Genomic DNA, 18,111 nt, shown 5'->3' on the forward strand with positions numbered 1-18,111 from the left:
TTTCACATCAAGCCTCACGCACGAGCCAATTTCGCTCTCCTAATGCCCGTGCCGTTCTCCCACGGCAACGGGCGTGTGCTTCGACTGCCGGCTCAGCATCAACGTCACCACGGCCGACACCGCCAGCGTCGCGCCAACCACATACAGCCCCGCCGCGTACCCGCCCGTCACGTTCTTGAGCCAGCCGATCGCGAACGGACCGACGAAGCCGCCGAGATTGCCGATCGAGTTGATCATCGCGATCCCCGCCGCCGCGCCCGCGCCGGACAGGAACATGCTCGGCATCGCCCATAACGGCGCCTTCGCCGCGCTGATCCCGACGTTCACCACCACCAGCGCGAGCACGATCATCAACGCGGTAGTCGCATTGCCGGCGAAGATGAAGCCGAGACAGGCGAGCGCGCACGGAATCACGACGTGCCACGTGCGCTCATCGGTGCGATCCGAATGTCTTGCCCACAGGACCATCGCGATCACCGCGAGCACGCTCGGCACGCCCGCCAGCAACCCCGTTTCGAACGAACCGAAGCCGTATTGACGAATGATGAGCGGCGCCCACAGGCCGAGCGTGTAGAGTCCCGCCGAGGTGCCGAAGTAGATCAACGCAAGCGCGAGAACGCGCGGATCGCGCAACGCGCTGAGCGCGCCGGCGGTGTGGCCGGCGTGCGCATGCCGCGCCTCCGCTTCGAGCTTCAGCTTCGCGATCAGCCAGTCGCGTTCGTCGGGTTGCAGCCATTCCGCCTGCGCGGGTTTATCGGTCAGATACCTGAGCACGCAGAAGCCGAGAACGATCGCGGGTAATGCTTCGAGTATGTAGAGCATCTGCCAGTCGGCGAACCCGGCGATGGGCGGCAGCTTCATGATCGCGCCGGAGATCGGCGAGCCGATCGCGGTGGAAATCGGCGCGGCGGCCATGAACCATGCCGCCGCGACCGCACGCTGCCGCGCCGGAAACCACAAGCTCAGATACAGGATGATGCCTGGAAAGAAGCCCGCTTCCGCGACGCCGAGAATGAAGCGCAGCGCGTAGAAACTGTTCGGCCCGACGACGAACGCGGACGCGAGCGACACGAGCCCCCACGACACCATCACGCGCGCAATCCAGCGGCGCGCGCCGACCTTGTGAAGGATGAGATTCGACGGTACTTCGAACAGGAAGTAGCCGATGAAGAACAGTCCACCGCCGAGCCCGAAGGCGGTCGGCGAAAGACCGATCGCCTTGTTCATCGACAGCGCGGCGAAGCCCACATTCACGCGATCGAGAAAACTCACGAAGTACAGCAGCATGACGAACGGGATGATCCGCAGCATGAGCTTGCGGGACACCCGGCTTTCGAGTTCGGAAATCATTGTCTCCTCCTGCGGCGCGCAGCAGTGGGCCGGGTTTTGTCGATACTTTGGCCGGCTTTGGGCCGCGCTAGCCGAATTTCAGGCCGCGTTCGCGGCAGGCGCCGCCGCCTGTTCGATGAACGCGCACACGGCCGCCGTCACCTGCGCGGTCGTCGCCGTGCCGCCGAGGTCGCGCGTATGCAGCGACGGGTTCGCGGTGACCGCTTCGACGGCCTGCATCACGCGCTGTGCGGCGGCGAATTCGCCGAGGTGTTCGAGCAGCATCACGACCGACCAGAACGTGCCGACCGGATTCGCGAGCCCCTTGCCCATGATGTCGAACGCGGAGCCGTGGATCGGCTCGAACATCGACGGAAAGCGGCGCTCCGGATCGATGTTGCCGGTCGGCGCAATGCCGAGGCTGCCCGCGAGCGCGGCCGCGAGGTCGCTGAGAATGTCGGCGTGCAGGTTGGTGGCGACGATGGTGTCGAGCGTCGCGGGACGATTGACCATGCGCGCGGTCGCCGCGTCGACGAGTTCCTTGTCCCACGTGACGTCCGGAAACTCCTTCGAGATTTCGAGCGCGATCTCGTCCCACATCACCATCGCGTGACGCTGCGCGTTGCTCTTCGTGATGACGGTCAACAGCTTGCGCGGACGCGACTGCGCGAGGCGAAACGCGAAGCGCATGATGCGCTCGACGCCGGCGCGCGTGAGGATCGACACGTCGGTCGCGGCTTCGATCGGATGGCCCTGATGCACGCGGCCGCCCACGCCCGAATATTCGCCCTCCGAATTTTCGCGGACGATGACCCAGTTCAGGTCTTCGGGCTTGCAATACTTCAGCGGCGCGTCGATGCCGGGCAGGATGCGCGTGGGGCGCACGTTCGCGTATTGATCGAAGCCCTGGCAGATCTTCAGCCGCAGCCCCCACAGCGTGATGTGATCGGGAATGTCCTTGTCGCCCGCCGAGCCGAACAGGATCGCGTCCTTGCCGCGGATCGCATCGAGCCCGTTCGCCGGCATCATGACGCCGTGCTCGCGGTAGTAGTCGCCGCCCCAGTCGAAGTTCTCGAACTCGAACGCGAACGAGCCCGTGCTCTTCGCGAGCGCTTCGAGCACCTGCGCGCCAGCCGGCACGACCTCCTTGCCGATGCCGTCGCCAGGGATGGTTGCGATGCGATAGGTTTTCATGTCTCCGTCCTTGTGCCTTGTGAAGAGTGTGACTGCACTTTAGCGTGATCCCGCAGGCAAAAACCGGTGCTAAACTCAAAGCATCTTTAACTTGAATTCACAAATGAAAAGGCGCTGAAACGACGATGCGCGATACCGTCCAGCCAGCGGATCTGGGCTTTTTCTCGACGCTCGCCGCCTCCGGCAGCCTGAGCGCGGCCGCGCGCGAACTGGGGCTGACGGCCGCCGCCGTCAGCAAGCGCCTCACGCAGATGGAACAGCGCGCGGGTGTCGCGCTCGTCAACCGCACGACGCGCCGCATGATGCTCACGCCTGAAGGCGAGCTGTATCTCGAGCACGCGCGGCGGATTCTCGATGAAATCGACGAGCTGGCCGAACTGCTCGGCTCGGCGAAGAAAACGCCGAAGGGCTTGCTGCGCGTGAACGCGACGCTCGGCTTCGGACGCAGCCACGTCGGGCCGGCCATTGCGCGCTTCGTCGCGAAGTATCCGCAGGTGTCGGTGCAGTTGCAGCTTTCGGTGACGCCCCCGCCGCTCACCGACGACACCTTCGACGTCTGCATCCGTTTCGGCGAGCCGCCCGACACGCGCGTGGTCGCGCGCCGCCTCGCGCCGAACCGGCGTCTGCTGTGCGCGGCGCCGTCGTACATCGCGGCGCACGGCATGCCGCTCACCGCGCACGATCTGACGCGCCACAACTGCATCGGCATCCGTCAGGGCGACGAAGCGTACGGCGTGTGGCGCCTGACTTCGGGACGAGGCGCCGCTCGCAGGACGGAGGCAGTGCGCATCAAGGGCACGCTCACGACCAACGACGGCGAGATTGCCGTGAAGTGGGCGCTCGAAGGACACGGCATCCTGATGCGCGCCGAGTGGGACATCAGGCAGTACCTCGCCGATGGCTCGCTGATCCAGTTGCTGCCCGATCACGATACGCCGAACGCCGATATCTTCGCGGTGTATTCGCCGCGGCATCAGATGTCGAATCGGATTCGCGCGTTTGTGGAGTTTATTGCGCGGGATTTGGGGGGTGAGGTGGGGGTTTAGCGTTGTCGAATGCGGGAGCCGTTTCTTGGGTTTCGCGAAGCGGCCGGTTACCTGTTGCTTGTTACCTGCTGCTTGTTACCTGTTACGAGTTCGGGCGATCTCTCGTCAAGCCGTACTGCAAAACAGCTGCACGACCAGACTGCGCAACCAGCGGTTTCCGGCTTCGTGATGATATCTGCCGTGCCAGTGCTGCCGCACGGCGAAGCTGTCCACAGGAACCGGACATGCGTGAACCACCAGATCATTGACCTTCGCCAAAGTTTCGCCGATGTGCCGTGGCAACGTCGCTATCAGGTCAGTGCTTTTGATGATCGCCCCAAGTCCGAGAAACCCCGGCAACTCCAACACTACCTCGCGGTCGATGTGCTCACGCACCAGCGCTTGTTCTAGCAACTGTGCGCCCGTCCCCGCTGTGATCGCGACGTGCCCTTCCGCGCGGTACTGCTTCAGTCCCAGTTTGCTCTTCAGTCTTGGATGACGACGATTCGTCAGGCAGACCCAGTCTTGCATGTAAAGCTGCTGTTGATAAATCCCCCCTCCAAGCCAGGGAACATGACCAATGGCAAGGTCTGCCTCGCCGGACTCCAGCGCCCGTTCGGTATTGCCGTCGATACGCGCCGCTTCGAGGCGTATACCCGGTGCCTGCGCGCGCACATGCGCCAACATTCGCGGTAATAGCGTGATGTGACTGGCGTCGGTCATGCAGATCCGGAAACGCCGCTTGGCGGTGGCGGGATCAAACGCAATTTCCCAGGCCGCGAAGCGGCGTAGTGACTCCAGGATTTCCCGGCACGGCCCGATCAAGGCATCGGCCTGTGGCGTCGGCGCCATGCCGGCCGGCGTTCGTATGAACAGTGGGTCGTGCAGATGCTCCCGCAAACGTCCCAGCCAGATGCTGATCGTTGGCTGACTCTGTCCTAGCTGCTCGGCCACGCGTGTGACGCTGCGGACATCGTAGAGGAGATCGAATAGCTGCAGCAACTTCAAATCAGGGAGTTCAGTTGAGCTCATAAGACTATTGCCTCACGCAATGATGTCATTGCGATCATAGCATTGCGGAAATGAATATCCGCTCGTATCTTGGGCTTCAGGTCAAGGAGGAATGGCCACGGGATCGGCGTCCAGGCTCGTTGCGCGCTGGCCGTTATTCACGCTCGACTCCGCAGGAGCCACCTCCAGATATCCGGCCAGCGCGAAACACCGGGAATGCAGCCGTCAATGGTGCTCCGGCAAACTTAAAAAATCAGGAGACTTCATGGAAAGGGAATCGCTGTCACTGGGCGGCGCAGGTGATGGGGCCGCCACCGCGAAGCGACGCAGGCAGGCAAAGAAGGCCAGAGCGAGCGGCTGGATAGGTTCCGCGCTTGAGTACTACGACTTCTTCATCTATGCGCAGGCCGCCGCTCTCATCTTTCCACAAATCTTCTTCCCTGCGGGGAACCCGAAAATCGCAATTGTCGCGTCGCTTGCGACCTACGGCGTCGGCTACGTGGCGCGGCCTATCGGTGCATTTTTCCTCGGGCACTGGGGCGATACGCAGGGGCGTAAAACCGTGCTGCTGCTGTGCATGTTCCTGATGGGTTTCTCCACCATGGCCGTTGGGCTTCTGCCGACCTATCACTCGGTCGGCATGCTCGCCCCCACGCTACTCGTGATCCTGCGCCTCGTACAGGGATTCGCCGTAGCCGGCGAGATCTCGGGGGCCAGCTCGATGATCATGGAGCAGGCGCCATTCGGACGACGCGGTTACTTCGCAAGCTTCACGTTGCAGGGCGTGCAGGCTGGCCAGATTCTCGCCGCCGCCGTGTTCCTGCCGCTCGCGTATTACATGCCTGAAGAACTGTTCGTATCGTGGGGCTGGCGCATTCCTTTCCTTTTAAGTTCTGTTGTACTGCTGGCGGGCTTCATCATCCGGCGTGAAGTCGAGGAAACGGCAGCCTTCGCGAAAGAAGACGAGCAGGGCCAGGTCGCCCGCGCACCGATTATCGAGGCGTTCAAGTACAGCTGGCGCGACATGATCCGGGTCGTGGGCATGGCGTTCATGAACGTCATTCCGGTAGTCGCAACGATCTTCGGGGCCGCCTATGCGGTACAGGATTCGTATGGCATCGGCTTTCACAAAAGCGTGTACCTGTGGATTCCAGTGATCGGAAACATTGTGGCGGTTCTGGTGATTCCCTACGTCGGCAACCTCTCCGACCGCATCGGCCGCAGGATTCCCATCATCGTCGGTGCGCTGTCGTCCGGTCTGCTCTCATTCGGGTATCTGTACGCGATCAGCATCCACAACCTGCCGTTCGCGTTCATCATGTCAATACTCATGTGGGGCGTGGTTTATCAGGGGTATAACGCGATCTTTCCCAGTTACTACCCGGAGCTTTTCCCGACCCGCTCACGCGTCTCGGCCATGGCAATCGCACAGAATCTCGGCACGACCATCACCGCACTGCTTCCGGCGCTCTTTGCCGCCGTCGCGCCACCTGGATCGAACAATATTCCGCTCATCGTCGGATCCATCACTTTTGGCCTGACGATCATTTCCGCGCTTGCCGCGTGGAGCGCGAGAGAGACATATCGCGTCCGGCTGGATGATCTGGGCAATAGCGCTGCGCTCCCGATCCCGAAGGAACAGTACGATCAGCTGCGTGCACAAACCCTGGACGATATAAGAGTCGCAAAGGCCACGATGCAGGCACCCTAGCAAGCAATGCAGGCGCTTGCACCGAAGCGCCTGCGTTGCGACGACGGTCTCGCCCGTCCCAGTAACCGCCTTTTTCATACGTACGACGTGCATTGCCGAAATTCCACCACTGCTGATCAGGCGGCCTTATTACGGACGTCAATTTGAACCGCCAGATCACGCTTCCGATGACCGCCGAAGCTGGCATTGTGCTGATGATCGCGACGACAGCAACGTTCGCCGCGAGCGATTCCACCGTCAAGGTCATCGGCGCGGCGGTGCCGCTGGTAGCCCTGCTTTTCGGACGCTATAGCTTCCAGGCCATCGCCCTCGGCACGTGGCAGGTAAGACAGGGCATTAACCCTTTCCGCAACGCGGGCGCGCTTAAATTGCAACTCCTGCGCGCGTTGCTGCTCCTTCTCAATTCGGCTTGCACATTCGCGGGCTTGCGCTATTTGCCGCTCCCAGTCACCACGTCACTGGCGATGATGGCACCGCTGATTGCTACGCTGCTCGCGGCTACCCTGCTCAACGAGGAAGTGCCGAAAAGCAAATGGTCGATGGTCGTTCTGGGCTTCATCGGCATGTTGATCGTCGTGCGGCCAGGTAGTGGCGATTTCAGCTGGACAGTGGCATTTCCGATCGGCGCCGCCACGACGTTCGCATGCTTTCAGGTCGTGTCGAGCAAACTGTCGACGGCCGGCGACCCGACCACGACCAATTTCATTACCGCATTAGTCGCGAGTGTCGCGCTCGCTGGACTTTTATGGGTCGACCAGGCGGACCTCCTGCCTGAAATCCGCAAGGTGACGGTGGGCAGTTGGCTGCTGGTCCTCGTGATGGCGTCACTCGCGACCTTCGGCCATCTGCTGATGCTACAGGCATTACGCAGAACACCGCTCGCTCTCCTCACTCCGTTCAGCTACGCGCAACTTGCGTTCGCAACGCTTTTCAGCTGGGCGCTCTTTGGCAAGATCCCCGACCTCTGGACTGCCGTAGGCATGCTCGTGATTGCCGTTAGCGGGATCTGCACCGTTTTGCTGCATGCCCGCGCACGGCTTCGGTGAAACGCCGCGCACCTCCGCCGTCGGGCAAATCCATCGTTAGTGATCCTGTGCAAATGACTTCGGAGTTTCACCATCATGCATCGAACAATATTGCCTATGGCAATGACGTCATTGAATTCATTGCATTGCTGACATGATCGCCGGCTTGTATCTTGATCTTCATGTTAAGGAGACGGCAGTGAAGATTGCGATTCTGGGTGCGGGTGCGCTGGGCTGTGCGATTGGTGCAGCGCTCACCGAAGGCGGCAACGACGTCTGGTTGCTGAACCGCTCGGCAGCGCACGTTGAGGCGATGAGGCGTGACGGTCTACAGGTAGACGATACGAACGGCTCCCGCCGCGTGAAAGTTCGCGCCACGACACGGGCTGCCGAAGCCGGCGTCGTCGATCTGGTCGTCGTGCTGGTCAAGTCATTCGATACCGACGCTGCGATACGTGGCGCTCTGGACCTGATCGGGCCAGAAACGCTTGTTCTGTCATTGCAGAACGGCCTCGGGCACGAAGATGTGCTTGCTGACGTCGTAGGGCGCGAGCGCGTGCTCGCCGGCAAGACATATGTCGGTGGCGTGATGCGCAATCCGGGACACATCGAGTCTGGCGTCGCCGGCAAAACGACCCACATTGGCGAACTGGACGGCCGGATTACCTCCCGCGTGAATGCAATCGCCGAAACGTTCAATGCGTCTGGATTGGATACGACGGTCAGCGCCAATATCGTCGGCACGATGTGGGACAAGCTGCTGGTCAATGTCGCGACCGGCGCACTGACCGGCACGACCGGGCTCACATATGGCCAGCTTTACGACGAACCGCTTTTGAGGACGGCTGCGCTTGCAGCGGTCGCCGAAGCGATGGCGGTTGCCCAGGCCGCTGGCGTCACGCTCTCCACCACCGACCCTGAGCGTGCCTGGACGCTCGCCGGCGAAGGACTTTCGCCAGGCTTCAAGACTTCGATGCTGCAAAGCCTCGAAAAAGGCTCCATCACCGAAATCGACTTCATCAACGGCGCGGTCGTGCGCTGGGGACAACGGCACGGCGTGCCGACCCCGGTCAACGCGACACTGGTCGCCTGCATCAAGGGCATCGAGCGTGCCATGGCCGACCGACAACACAAGGAGACAACCCTATGAACGGCAGCAAGGCCTATCTGGAACACGTGGCCATCTGGGTGAAGGATATCCACTGGCACATCCGCTTCTTCGAAGACGTGCTTGGCATGACGATGCGCGAAGTGGACGGCAGCGTCGATGAACCCCGTCAGTACTGGACCATAGGTGGTTTGCAATTCATTCATAACCCCAACTACGACGCGCCCGAGGGCCGGCTCGGCCACCTTGGCGTCATGTGCGAAGACATGGAAGCCGCGCTCGCCGCGGCGCAGCGGTACGACGTAAGCGAGATGCCACAGGGGCGCAACTGGTTGTGTCTGCCGGACGGCCTCGCCGTCGAACTGATCCAGGCGAAGCCCGCCTCGTGCGTGGCGCGAGCACTGAACATCAACCCGCGCGCGGAGGCTTGAAATGACGATCGTCGATAAATACTGGGACGACGCCCGTGAAGGCGACGAGTGCGTAAGTCCGACTTACACGGTGACCAAAGAGCGCATTCTGGCCTACGCCGATTTGACGGGCGATCACACACCTGTCCACGTCGATGAGGAATATGCGAACGCGAGCCACTTCGGCTCGATCGTCGCACACGGCCTGTTCGGCTTGTCCATTGCCGACGGACTCAAGACTCAAAGCGAATACCGCTTTCTACCGGGCATGTCGCTCGGCTGGACATGGGACTTCAATCTGCCGATCAAATTGAACGACGTGCTGCACGTGAAATTCCGCGTCGGCACGATGCGGGCCAGCAGGAGCCGTCCGGACTGGGGCATTGTGGTGCTGCCGTCGGAGCTGATCAATCAGGACGGCCAGGTCGTCCAGCATGGCGAGCACCGTTTGATGGTGCCGCGCCGACCGGGAGCATTCTGATGCAGGCACGTCCTCTTGAAGGTATTCGCGTCGTCGACTACAGCCATTTTCTCGCCGGTCCGTATGTCGGGCGCTGTCTCGCGGCGCTGGGCGCCGAAGTAATCAAGGTTGAACGTCCGGTCACCGGCGACGCGGGCCGTCAACATGCCACCGTGCTGGACGACGAGCAAAGCGCTTACTTTCTGCAAATGAACATGGGCAAGCGTGGCGTCAGCGTCAACATGCGCGACCCGCGTGGGAAGGAGTTCATGCAACGGCTGTGCGACTCGGCGGATGTGTTCGTCGAGAACTACCGGCCGGGCGCGCTGACCAAACTTGGGCTCGGCTACGACGAACTGTCCACGCGTAATCCGGGTCTCGTCTATTGCTCCATCTCCGCCTACGGCCACACGGGACCGGACGCGCACCGCGCCGGTTTCGGCCTGATCGCCGAGGCGAAGAGCGGGATCATGCAGATGATCGGCAATCCTGGCGAACCGCCACCGTTGATGCGCATCTCGCTCGGTGATATGTACACCGGCATTCACGCGGTGGCGGCGATCAATGCCGCGCTGCTCGGCCGCGTGAAGAGCGGCCGCGGACAGCACATCGACATGGCGCTGTACGACACGCTCGTGTCGATGCACGAATACGCAGTGCAGTGCTACACGACGCAGGGCATCGTTCCCGAACAGACGGGTCACGACATGCCTACGTCGACGCTCTACGGCGTGTTCCGCGCGGCAGATGGCGACCTCGTGATTGCCGCACAGGTCGACGACGCGTGGAAACGCTTTGCGGCCCTGATCGAGACACATGGCGGACCAGCCGGGTTCGGCATGGACACGCGCTTCCACACGCTGAACGGGCGCAATGCGAATCGCGTGGAAATTCTGTCGGTGGTGAAGCCCTGGGTTGCCGGACGGCGCGTCGCCGAGGTGCTGGAATTGCTCGATAGTATCGACGTGCCTTGCGCGAAGGTGCAGCGCATCGACGAGGTGCTGGCCGATCCGCAGATCATCGCGCGCGGCATGGTGGTCGAGCAGCAACACCCACGCTTCGGCACCTTGCGCCTGCCGAATCTGCCGTTCCGCTTCTCCGGCTGTGACACGACCATCCGCGAAGTTGGGCCGGACCTCGGTCAGCACAATGCGGAAGTCGCTGCGTCACTCGGCTTTGGTGCGGCCGAGATTGATGCCATGCAGACGGACGGCGTGCTGTATTCGAAGGTGAGGCCTTGATGAGCGACCAGTACGCAGTGATCGGCAATCCGATCGGCCACACGAAATCGCCGTTGATTCACGGGTTGTTTGCCGAAGAATCGCAGCAGGACATGTCGTACGTGGCAATCGAAGGACCGCTGGAGCCGGATGACGCTTTCGCTGCGACCGTCCGGTCGTTTATCGCGGGCGGCGGCAAAGGCATGAACGTGACAGCGCCCTTCAAGCTGAAGGCGTTCGCGATGGCTGACGAACGCAGCGAGCGGGCGGCACTCGCTGGCGCGGCGAATGCGCTGAGCTTCAGGGACGGTCGCATCATCGCGGAGAACTTCGACGGCGTCGGCCTCGTACGCGACATCGAAGTCAATCTGAAAACACCGATGGCCGGCAAGCGCGTGCTGGTGCTCGGCGCGGGAGGCGCGGTGCGCGGCGCATTGCTACCGTTCATCGCGGCGCTTCCCGCTGAACTCGTCGTTGCGAACCGGGATGTCGCGAAGGTCAAGGCGCTGGCCGCACAAGTCGCGACGGGCGACTTTCTCGTCGCATGCGGGTATGGCGACCTCGACGCCATGGGGCGCTTCGACCTCGTAGTCAACGCGACCTCAGCGAGCCTCACCGGCGAACTCCCGCCAGTACCTCCATCAGTATTCAGCCCGACCGGAGCAGCCTATGAGCTGGCGTACGGTAAGCGTCTCACACCTTTTCTGCAACTCGCACGCAACGCGGGTGTGCTGGGTATCGCGGACGGTGTCGGGATGCTTGTGGAACAGGCCGCCGAAGCGTTCGCATGGTGGCGCGGCGTGCGTCCTCAGACGCGGGCGGTGATCGACCGGCTTACCGTTCCCCTCGATTGAGCGCGTGCGGAGGCTCGCAATGGCACCTGAATCCTATCGTTACTGCCGCTTCGAGGTCGATGGTCCATTGCTGACCTTGACGATCGATCGCCCCGAGGTCCTCAACGCGATGCATCCGGACGCGCACCGCGAATTCGCCGATGCATTCGATCGCTACGCTGCGGATCCGTCGCTACGTGTCGCGATCGTGACAGGTGCCGGCGAGCGGGCCTTCTGCGTTGGCACCGACCTGAAAGCGCTCGATGCAACGGGCGACCACACCAAGCCATCGACCGGATTCGCCGGCATCACCCACCGGTTCGACCTTTGGAAACCCCTGATCGCAGCGGTGAATGGTCTGTGCCTCGGCGGCGGCATGGAGATTCTCGCAGCATGCGATCTTGGCATCGCGGCTCATCACGCGCAGTTCGGCTTGCCCGAACCTCGCGTCGGACTCGCCGCATTGGGCGGCGGTCTGTTGCAACGCCTGCCTCGACAGATCGGCATGAAGGACGCGATGGCGCTCGTCCTGACCGGCACACGGATTTCAGCCGAAGAAGCGAAGCGCATTGGCTTGATCAACGAAGTCGCTCCGGCGGCCGAATTGATGACCCGTGCCCGCACCCTGGCGCAAGAGATTCTCGCTGGCGCGCCGCTTGCCGTGCAGGCGTCGAAACAGGTGATGCTGCAAAGCCTCGCACGGGCAAACCTCGCCTCGACGATGCACGAAGACTACCCGCTCGCGCAGCGCATGCTCGCCAGCGATGACGCCCGCGAAGGTCCGAAAGCGTTCACCCAGAAACGCCCGCCGAACTGGACAGGACGCTGATCGGCGGAACGGCTCGCCGCAACCATCCATATCTGGCCACTCGACCCGAGCGGCGAAAATCCCATCAGGAGACAAAGAATGAATAACCCAGGAGAAGCGCTGGATCGCCATGCCGACGTTGGCGCTGCGTCTGACGGCACGGACATGGCCAACCGCGCTGCGCTGAGCAGCATCGCGGGGTCGGCACTGGAGTGGCTCGATTTCGCGGCTTACGGCGCGATCGCGGCAACCGTGCTGCCGCAGTTATTTTTCTCGGAGACCGATCCCACGACGGGCGCCCTCGCTGCTTTCGCGACCTTCTCCGTTGGGTTCGTCGCCCGCCCACTGGGTGGCCTCGTGTGCGGCTATCTGGGCGACCGCGTCGGCCGCCGGAACATGCTGGTTTTCACGTTTTTGCTGATGGGCATCTGCTCCTTCCTGATCGGCGTACTACCGACATATGCATCGATTGGCGTGATAGCGCCGCTCGCGCTGGTCGTACTGCGATTCATGCAGGGGTTCGCACTCGGGGGCGAAGTCACCGGCAGTCAATTGCTGACGATGGAACACGCGCCCAAAGACCGGCGCGGCTTCTATAGCTCCTTTATCGCGATGGGCTCGCCGCTCGCGCAGGTGCTGGCCAATGCGCTGCTCTTCGGGGTGGCCGCGTTGCTGACAAACGATCAGTTCCTGCGCTTCGGATGGCGGGTGCCCTTCCTGTTCAGCTTCCTGCTGGTAGCGATCGGGCTGTTCATCCGGATGCGAATCTCGGAGACCCCTGCGTTCAAGGTGGAAATGGAGAGGAAGCGTCGGGGCGATAGTCAGCCCGCCGTTGCATTCCTGAGCTATGCAGGAACGGTGTTCCGGCTGATGATAGTCTGGGTGGCAGTGTCGGTTGCTTATTTCATCGCGACGGTGTTCATTCTGTCGTTCGTCACCAACAAGCTCGGCATGGCAAAACCGACCGCATTCGCGATCCTGATTCTCGCCCATATCTGCTCGATGTTTGCGATGGGTATCGGCGGTGCATTGTGTGATCGGGTCGGGCGACGCACGGCCATGCTGGTCGGATCACGCACGATGCTGCTTGCGTTCGTCGTCTTCTTCCCGCTTGTGCTCAGCGGCAACACGCTGCTGATTGCCGTGGCCGTCGTCTTTCTGCTGTGTGCGGCCCAGTTCCATGCAGGCGTGCAGCCTGCCTATTTCGCGGAAGCCTTCCCGACGGAAATCCGCTACCGGGGGTCCGCGGTCGCCTACAACCTGGCCGTGGTGGTTGGCAGCAGCGCGCCGTTTGCCGCAACCCTGATTCAGGCGCATACCGGTGATGCGACATGGCCGATCGTTGGCCTCGGTATTGCGTTCAACCTGCTGTCCATGTTGGCAATCTATATTGGTCCGGACAGTTGGCAGAAAACAGAATCGACGCGTTGATCTGGTCGTTCATGAGCTACCGGTGACGATATACATAGGCCCTTAGCGTTGTCGCAACCACGCAGATTCGCACAGCACAACCATTTCAGCACCGCATGAGGGATCGAGCGTGAATAGGGTCGCCGTTCCTTCAAGCAAAGCGTGATGGAGCTGTTCCACCTGTTCGTCAGATACAGATGCAGGTTTGGAATCGGTATAACTGCGTACCCATCCGATTAAGGTACGTACTTCGCTGACGGAAAACGAATGCTTCGGCGATAGCAGTAATCGCGACGCCACGTTCTGCTCGGTGAAGTCCACCATGCGCTGCGAAATCACCTGCGTGAAAAGCAGGAACTCAATTTCTCCATTGACACGTCTAAAACCAAGCTCCAACTCGCGATCATCACGACGGTGCTCAATCTGAAAGAGTTCTGCGTCGTGGAAGCTGGGAAAATCCTGCAAATCCCGCACGTTTATGTAATTTAACTTTTCCATTTCTTTCGCTGATCAAGGGAGCAGGGAGAAGGGCAGACCAGGGCCGCGCCCGAGCTTCCCGCTAAGTGGATCGATACTCCAATTGTGGGCATGGGGGCAAGCACATCCTCGACAAACCCGAGCAGCGACATAAAAATCCCACCCTCACAGCACTGGCTATCGAACAAAACCTTCTGATATCGTAAAGTCCAAAGAACCCAAAACCAAATCCACCTGAGTCCACGTCACGACTCACCCAGGCCGGACCTGACCAGAGACGGGTAACGATGCCCAGACACAACCCCGCGCTTCAGCGCAGCCAAAGAACCCCCATGACGCGGCGGCGGCGGCGCCTTCTGATCGTCGGCGCGATCGTGCTGCTTGCCGCGCTCGGCTGGATGTTCGCGCTCGTGCTCGAACCCGCGTTCCAGCGCACGATCGTCATCACGACCGGCGCGGACGGCGGCATCTATCGCGGCTTTGCCGATCGCTACGCGCCCATCCTGAAGCGCGACGGCATCAAGCTCGACATCCGCAGCTCGTCGGGCTCGGTCGAAAATTACCAGCGGCTGACAGACCCCGACAGCGCCTACGAAGTCGGCTTCATCCAGTCGGGCACGACCAATCCGAAAGACACCGACAACCTGCAAACGATCGCCGCCGTCTCGTACGAACCGATCTGGGTGTTCTATCGCGGCGACGCGACGATCGACCGGCTCTCGCAACTGCGCGGCAAGCGGATTTCGCTCGGCGTACCCGGCAGCGGCCTGCTCAACGTATCGCAGGTTCTGCTCGGCTATAGCGGCATCACGAGTCAGAACACGACGCTGCTGCAAATGGATGCGAACGCGGCTTATCAGGGACTCGAAAATGGTCAGGTCGACGCGGCCTTCTTTATCGGCAGACCCGACGCCGACATGCAACGAACGCTGCTCACCAGCAACCTGAAGCTGATGAGCTTCGCGCAGGCCGACGCACTCGTGCAGAAATTCCCGTCGCTCTCGAAGATCGTCCTGCCGCGCGCCTCGACCAGCGTCGCCGACGATCTGCCGCGCAGCGACGTCACGCTGCTTGCGGCCACCGCGCTGCTCGTGTCGAAGGACACGCTGCATCCAGCGCTCACCTATCTGCTGCTCGACGCGGCGCGCACGGTCCACGGCGGCGAGGATTACTTCACGCCGCTCGGCACGTTTCCGAATCTGCGCACCCAGGAATTCCCGATCTCCGACGAAAGCGTCCGCTACTTCAAATCGGGCCGGCCGTTCCTGTATCGCTACCTGCCGTTCTGGCTCGCGAGTCTGATCGAACGACGGCTGCTGATCCTGCTGCCGTTCATGGCGCTATTGATCGGCCTCATGCAGGCGCTGCCGCGCATGCTCGAAACTCGCATGAAAAAGCGGCTGGTGGTCTGGTATCGCGAGATCAAGGCGCTCGAAGACGAAGTGTGGAAAAACAGCGAGCCGACTCGAGCGCAAGTCGCGCAATGGAGCGACGAAATCGAAAGCATCGACGCCAGCGCGAGCCAGATCCGGATTCCGTATCGCTACTTCCAGGACGTCTACGCGCTCAAGCAGGCGATCGGGATTGTGCGGGACCGGATCGAGCACGTGGCGCAGAAGGCCACAAGATAGCCGCGCGAGGGCCGGAACGCGTGGCTTACGCCGCTGTAACCTTTCCGGCCCGGTCCACCCGCCGCCTCGCCAGTCGCGGTATCGTGTGCGCATCTTCATTGCCCTTGCCACCGGTCCGCCGATGCCCTCCCGTCGTAGCGCCGCCTTCACCGCTCTGTTCGCCGCCGCGCTGTTCGGTGCGACCACGCCGCTCGCGAAAGCGCTGTTGGGTTCGCTGTCGCCGTTTTTGCTGGCGGGCCTGTTTTATGTTGGCAGCGGCGTCGGCCTTGGCGTCGTGATTCTGGCGCGCCGGTTGGCGCCACGCGCCGCCGTCCAGCAAAGGGAGCGGCACCGCTTTCCGTTGCGCGACCTGCCCTGGCTGGCCGGCGCGATTGCCGCAGGCGGCGTCGCCGGGCCCGCACTGTTGATGCTCGGTTTGAACACCACACCGGCCGCCACCGGTTCGCTGCTGCTCAATCTCGAAGGCGTGTTCACCGCGCTGATCGCGTGGCTCGTATTCCGCGAGAACGTCGACGTGCAGGTGTTTCTCGGCATGGTTGCGATCGTCGCGGGCGGCGTCGCGCTGTCCTGGCAACCAGGCGCGGCCGGCTTGCCGCCAGGCGCGCTGCTGCTCGCCGGCGCCTGCGCGTGCTGGGCTATTGACAACAACCTTACGCGCAAGGTGTCGGCGCACGACGCGACATTCATCGCCTGTCTCAAGGGGCTCGTTGCGGGGCCGGTCAACGTAGCGCTTGCGTTCGCCGTCGGCGCGAGCTGGCCGCACGGCACGCATGCGTGGAGCGTCGCGCTCGCCATGCTGACCGGCTTCGCGGGTTATGGCGTGAGCCTCGTGTTGTTCGTTGTTGCGCTGCGCAATCTCGGCAGCGCGCGAACCGGTGCGTATTTCTCGGTGGCGCCGTTATTCGGCGTGACGCTGTCGTGGCTGCTGTGGCCCGAACTCCCGACCCTGCAATTCTGGATCGCAGCCGCGCTGATGGCGCTCGGCGTCTGGCTGCACGTGCGCGAACGCCACGAGCACCCGCACACCCACGAGGCGCTCGACCATACGCATCGTCATCGGCATGACGCGCATCACCAGCACGAACACGATTTCGCATGGGACGGTGAGGAACCACACACCCATCCGCATCACCATGCACCGGTCACGCATGCCCATGCGCATTTCCCAGATATTCATCACCGCCATACCCATTGATTTTCGGCAGGGCCCCATCAGACGGCCGCTCACCGCGACACAAGTCAAAAATCTCTGTGGAACGGATCGTGCGATAGATCGATTCAATTGGCATGCTTGCGAATCGCATCCTGTAATGAACTCCTGCTGTCCGCGTTCCGTCCACCCAGCCCGCCGCCCCATCCGGAGAGATCCATGTCGCAGCCCGAGCCTAATGTAGACGAAGTGGTGAAAAGCATCGCCGAAGAAACCGACACGCCAACCGAAACGGTGTCCCGCATGTACGCCGATACGCTCGCCGATTACCGGCACGAAGCGCGCGTGTTCGATTACGTGCCGCTCTTCGCCGCGAAGAAGGTGCGCAACCAGCTTCTCCATAGTCCGAATCGCAAGCATTGACACTGTGGCACGCGGTGGTGCGCGGAGACCACTTCACCATCTGCTCTATCCTCGGGGAAACCCGGACACGCGCGACAATTGCACGGCGACGCCCGTCGCCTGCATAACCGTGTCCGACGCCAGCGCGCTATTCGTCCCCCAGCAGGATTTCACCGGCGAAGCCGCGATGACGCGCGCCGCACTCGTGTGCATCGAAGGCTTCACTGCGTAACGCTTCATCCGGCAAGTGGCCCCAGATCTTGCGCAGATTGTGGAGCTACTAATAGTGCCGCTAATTTCCTATCCTGTCGGTTCCGACGGCCCGCTATGGGCTCGCCCCTGCCCTCATCATCCGACAAGGAACCGCACACATGTCTGCCCAGATCCAGATTCGCGCCGTCATCCGTGAAGACTTCGACGCATGGTTGCCGCTATGGGACGCGTACAACGCGTTCTACGGCCGCTCGGGCGACACCGCGTTGCCGCGCGAAATCACGCAAATCACGTGGAATCGTTTCTTCGACGGCTACGAGCCGATGCACGCGTTCGTCGCCGAACGCGACGGGCAACTGGTCGGCATCGTGCATTTCCTCTACCACCGTCACACGACGATGGCGGGGCCGATCTGCTATCTGCAGGACCTCTACACGCTCGACACCGAGCGCGGCAAAGGCGTCGGACGCGCGCTGATCGAAGCCGTCTATGCGCGCGCAAAAGCCGATGGTTCGGAGCGCGTCTATTGGCAGACGCATGAGACGAATCACACCGCGATGAAGCTTTACGACCAGGTCGCGGACAAGTCGGGATTCGTGGTTTATCGCAGGGCGCTGTAACGCACGGCGTCGCAGTTCAGGAGCGAATGCCAAAAAGACGAAAGGCGCACCACCCGGTGCGCCTTTCGTTTCAT

At 62.0% G+C, this 18,111-nt stretch carries 18 protein-coding genes; 14 read left to right on the forward strand and 4 right to left on the reverse strand.

The features are described from left to right. Positions 1-39: 39 nt before the first annotated feature. Positions 40-1,350, reverse strand: coding sequence for an MFS transporter (locus B9Z01_RS26170; RefSeq protein ID WP_085488458.1), 1,311 nt, complete (start codon positions 1,348-1,350; stop codon positions 40-42). 78 nt (positions 1,351-1,428) lie between these two features. Continuing rightward, positions 1,429-2,523, reverse strand: a complete 1,095-nt coding sequence (locus B9Z01_RS26175; protein ID WP_085488459.1) for a tartrate dehydrogenase — start codon at positions 2,521-2,523, stop codon at positions 1,429-1,431. A 125-nt stretch (positions 2,524-2,648) separates the two neighbouring features. Between B9Z01_RS26175 and B9Z01_RS26180 the strand changes: the two genes are divergently transcribed. Further along, entirely contained in the window at positions 2,649-3,569 is a 921-nt protein-coding gene (locus tag B9Z01_RS26180) for a LysR substrate-binding domain-containing protein (RefSeq protein ID WP_085488460.1), read from the forward strand. Between the two features lie 105 nt (positions 3,570-3,674). On the opposite strand, the gene B9Z01_RS26185 is transcribed toward B9Z01_RS26180, so the two are convergent. Further along, the gene (locus tag B9Z01_RS26185) at positions 3,675-4,580 is read right to left on the reverse strand and encodes a LysR family transcriptional regulator (protein ID WP_085488461.1); all 906 of its coding nucleotides are present in this window, start codon (positions 4,578-4,580) and stop codon (positions 3,675-3,677) included. A 244-nt stretch (positions 4,581-4,824) separates the two neighbouring features. Here B9Z01_RS26185 and B9Z01_RS26190 point away from each other — a divergent pair, with 244 nt between their 5' ends. The 9 genes from B9Z01_RS26190 (at position 4,825) to B9Z01_RS26230 (ending at position 13,565) form a co-directional block, all read left to right on the forward strand. Next, positions 4,825-6,270 (forward strand): MFS transporter, encoded by a 1,446-nt coding sequence (locus tag B9Z01_RS26190; protein ID WP_085488462.1) that lies wholly within the window; start codon positions 4,825-4,827, stop codon positions 6,268-6,270. A 143-nt stretch (positions 6,271-6,413) separates the two neighbouring features. Beyond that, positions 6,414-7,316: a DMT family transporter gene (locus tag B9Z01_RS26195; RefSeq protein ID WP_338047425.1), complete on the forward strand. Its 903-nt coding sequence runs from the start codon at positions 6,414-6,416 to the stop codon at positions 7,314-7,316. A 178-nt stretch (positions 7,317-7,494) separates the two neighbouring features. After that, positions 7,495-8,445, forward strand: coding sequence for a ketopantoate reductase family protein (locus B9Z01_RS26200; protein ID WP_085488597.1), 951 nt, complete (start codon positions 7,495-7,497; stop codon positions 8,443-8,445). After that, a complete protein-coding gene (locus B9Z01_RS26205) occupies positions 8,442-8,834 on the forward strand; it encodes a VOC family protein (protein ID WP_085488463.1) in 393 nt (130 codons plus the stop codon). The genes B9Z01_RS26200 and B9Z01_RS26205 overlap by 4 nt, the downstream gene beginning before the upstream one ends. A 1-nt stretch (position 8,835) precedes the next feature. Further along, positions 8,836-9,294 (forward strand): MaoC family dehydratase, encoded by a 459-nt coding sequence (locus B9Z01_RS26210; protein ID WP_085488464.1) that lies wholly within the window; start codon positions 8,836-8,838, stop codon positions 9,292-9,294. Beyond that, a complete protein-coding gene (locus tag B9Z01_RS26215; protein ID WP_085488465.1) occupies positions 9,294-10,514 on the forward strand; it encodes a CaiB/BaiF CoA transferase family protein in 1,221 nt (406 codons plus the stop codon). Before B9Z01_RS26210 ends, B9Z01_RS26215 begins: the two co-directional genes overlap by 1 nt. Beyond that, entirely contained in the window at positions 10,514-11,347 is an 834-nt protein-coding gene (gene aroE / locus B9Z01_RS26220; RefSeq protein ID WP_085488466.1) for a shikimate dehydrogenase, read from the forward strand. The genes B9Z01_RS26215 and aroE overlap by 1 nt, the downstream gene beginning before the upstream one ends. Before the next feature lie 19 nt (positions 11,348-11,366). Further along, positions 11,367-12,155: an enoyl-CoA hydratase-related protein gene (locus B9Z01_RS26225; protein WP_085488467.1), complete on the forward strand. Its 789-nt coding sequence runs from the start codon at positions 11,367-11,369 to the stop codon at positions 12,153-12,155. A gap of 78 nt (positions 12,156-12,233) precedes the next feature. Then, a complete protein-coding gene (locus B9Z01_RS26230) occupies positions 12,234-13,565 on the forward strand; it encodes an MFS transporter (RefSeq protein WP_085488468.1) in 1,332 nt (443 codons plus the stop codon). Positions 13,566-13,607: 42 nt separating this feature from the next. On the opposite strand, the gene B9Z01_RS26235 is transcribed toward B9Z01_RS26230, so the two are convergent. Further along, positions 13,608-14,042, reverse strand: coding sequence for a hypothetical protein (locus B9Z01_RS26235; protein ID WP_085488469.1), 435 nt, complete (start codon positions 14,040-14,042; stop codon positions 13,608-13,610). Between the two features lie 311 nt (positions 14,043-14,353). Between B9Z01_RS26235 and B9Z01_RS26240 the strand changes: the two genes are divergently transcribed. The 4 genes from B9Z01_RS26240 (at position 14,354) to B9Z01_RS26255 (ending at position 18,037) form a co-directional block, all read left to right on the forward strand. Next, positions 14,354-15,652 carry a TAXI family TRAP transporter solute-binding subunit gene (locus B9Z01_RS26240; protein WP_085488470.1) on the forward strand — a complete coding sequence of 433 codons (1,299 nt, stop codon included), beginning with the start codon at positions 14,354-14,356 and terminating at the stop codon, positions 15,650-15,652. A 121-nt stretch (positions 15,653-15,773) separates the two neighbouring features. After that, a complete protein-coding gene (locus B9Z01_RS26245) occupies positions 15,774-16,847 on the forward strand; it encodes a DMT family transporter (protein WP_085488598.1) in 1,074 nt (357 codons plus the stop codon). Positions 16,848-17,021: 174 nt separating this feature from the next. Beyond that, positions 17,022-17,225: a DUF3562 domain-containing protein gene (locus B9Z01_RS26250; protein ID WP_085488471.1), complete on the forward strand. Its 204-nt coding sequence runs from the start codon at positions 17,022-17,024 to the stop codon at positions 17,223-17,225. Positions 17,226-17,575: 350 nt separating this feature from the next. Continuing rightward, positions 17,576-18,037, forward strand: coding sequence for a GNAT family N-acetyltransferase (locus tag B9Z01_RS26255; protein WP_085488472.1), 462 nt, complete (start codon positions 17,576-17,578; stop codon positions 18,035-18,037). The last annotated feature ends 74 nt before the right edge of the window (positions 18,038-18,111 follow it).

It is taken from the genome of Paraburkholderia susongensis (assembly GCF_900177725.1).
Taxonomy (GTDB): Bacteria; Pseudomonadota; Gammaproteobacteria; order Burkholderiales; family Burkholderiaceae; genus Paraburkholderia; species Paraburkholderia susongensis.

Excerpts from the sequence above, each read along its gene's own strand:
- B9Z01_RS26170 (WP_085488458.1), bottom strand. The coding sequence starts at position 1,350 with ATGATTTCCGAACTCGAAAGCCGGGTGTCCCGCAAGCTCATGCTGCGG.
- B9Z01_RS26175 (WP_085488459.1), bottom strand. The coding sequence starts at position 2,523 with ATGAAAACCTATCGCATCGCAACCATCCCTGGCGACGGCATCGGCAAG.
- B9Z01_RS26180 (WP_085488460.1), top strand. The coding sequence starts at position 2,649 with ATGCGCGATACCGTCCAGCCAGCGGATCTGGGCTTTTTCTCGACGCTC.
- B9Z01_RS26185 (WP_085488461.1), bottom strand. The coding sequence starts at position 4,580 with ATGAGCTCAACTGAACTCCCTGATTTGAAGTTGCTGCAGCTATTCGAT.
- B9Z01_RS26190 (WP_085488462.1), top strand. The coding sequence starts at position 4,825 with ATGGAAAGGGAATCGCTGTCACTGGGCGGCGCAGGTGATGGGGCCGCC.
- B9Z01_RS26205 (WP_085488463.1), top strand. The coding sequence starts at position 8,442 with ATGAACGGCAGCAAGGCCTATCTGGAACACGTGGCCATCTGGGTGAAG.
- B9Z01_RS26210 (WP_085488464.1), top strand. The coding sequence starts at position 8,836 with ATGACGATCGTCGATAAATACTGGGACGACGCCCGTGAAGGCGACGAG.
- B9Z01_RS26215 (WP_085488465.1), top strand. The coding sequence starts at position 9,294 with ATGCAGGCACGTCCTCTTGAAGGTATTCGCGTCGTCGACTACAGCCAT.
- aroE (WP_085488466.1), top strand. The coding sequence starts at position 10,514 with ATGAGCGACCAGTACGCAGTGATCGGCAATCCGATCGGCCACACGAAA.
- B9Z01_RS26225 (WP_085488467.1), top strand. The coding sequence starts at position 11,367 with ATGGCACCTGAATCCTATCGTTACTGCCGCTTCGAGGTCGATGGTCCA.
- B9Z01_RS26230 (WP_085488468.1), top strand. The coding sequence starts at position 12,234 with ATGAATAACCCAGGAGAAGCGCTGGATCGCCATGCCGACGTTGGCGCT.
- B9Z01_RS26235 (WP_085488469.1), bottom strand. The coding sequence starts at position 14,042 with ATGGAAAAGTTAAATTACATAAACGTGCGGGATTTGCAGGATTTTCCC.
- B9Z01_RS26240 (WP_085488470.1), top strand. The coding sequence starts at position 14,354 with ATGACGCGGCGGCGGCGGCGCCTTCTGATCGTCGGCGCGATCGTGCTG.
- B9Z01_RS26245 (WP_085488598.1), top strand. The coding sequence starts at position 15,774 with ATGCCCTCCCGTCGTAGCGCCGCCTTCACCGCTCTGTTCGCCGCCGCG.
- B9Z01_RS26250 (WP_085488471.1), top strand. The coding sequence starts at position 17,022 with ATGTCGCAGCCCGAGCCTAATGTAGACGAAGTGGTGAAAAGCATCGCC.
- B9Z01_RS26255 (WP_085488472.1), top strand. The coding sequence starts at position 17,576 with ATGTCTGCCCAGATCCAGATTCGCGCCGTCATCCGTGAAGACTTCGAC.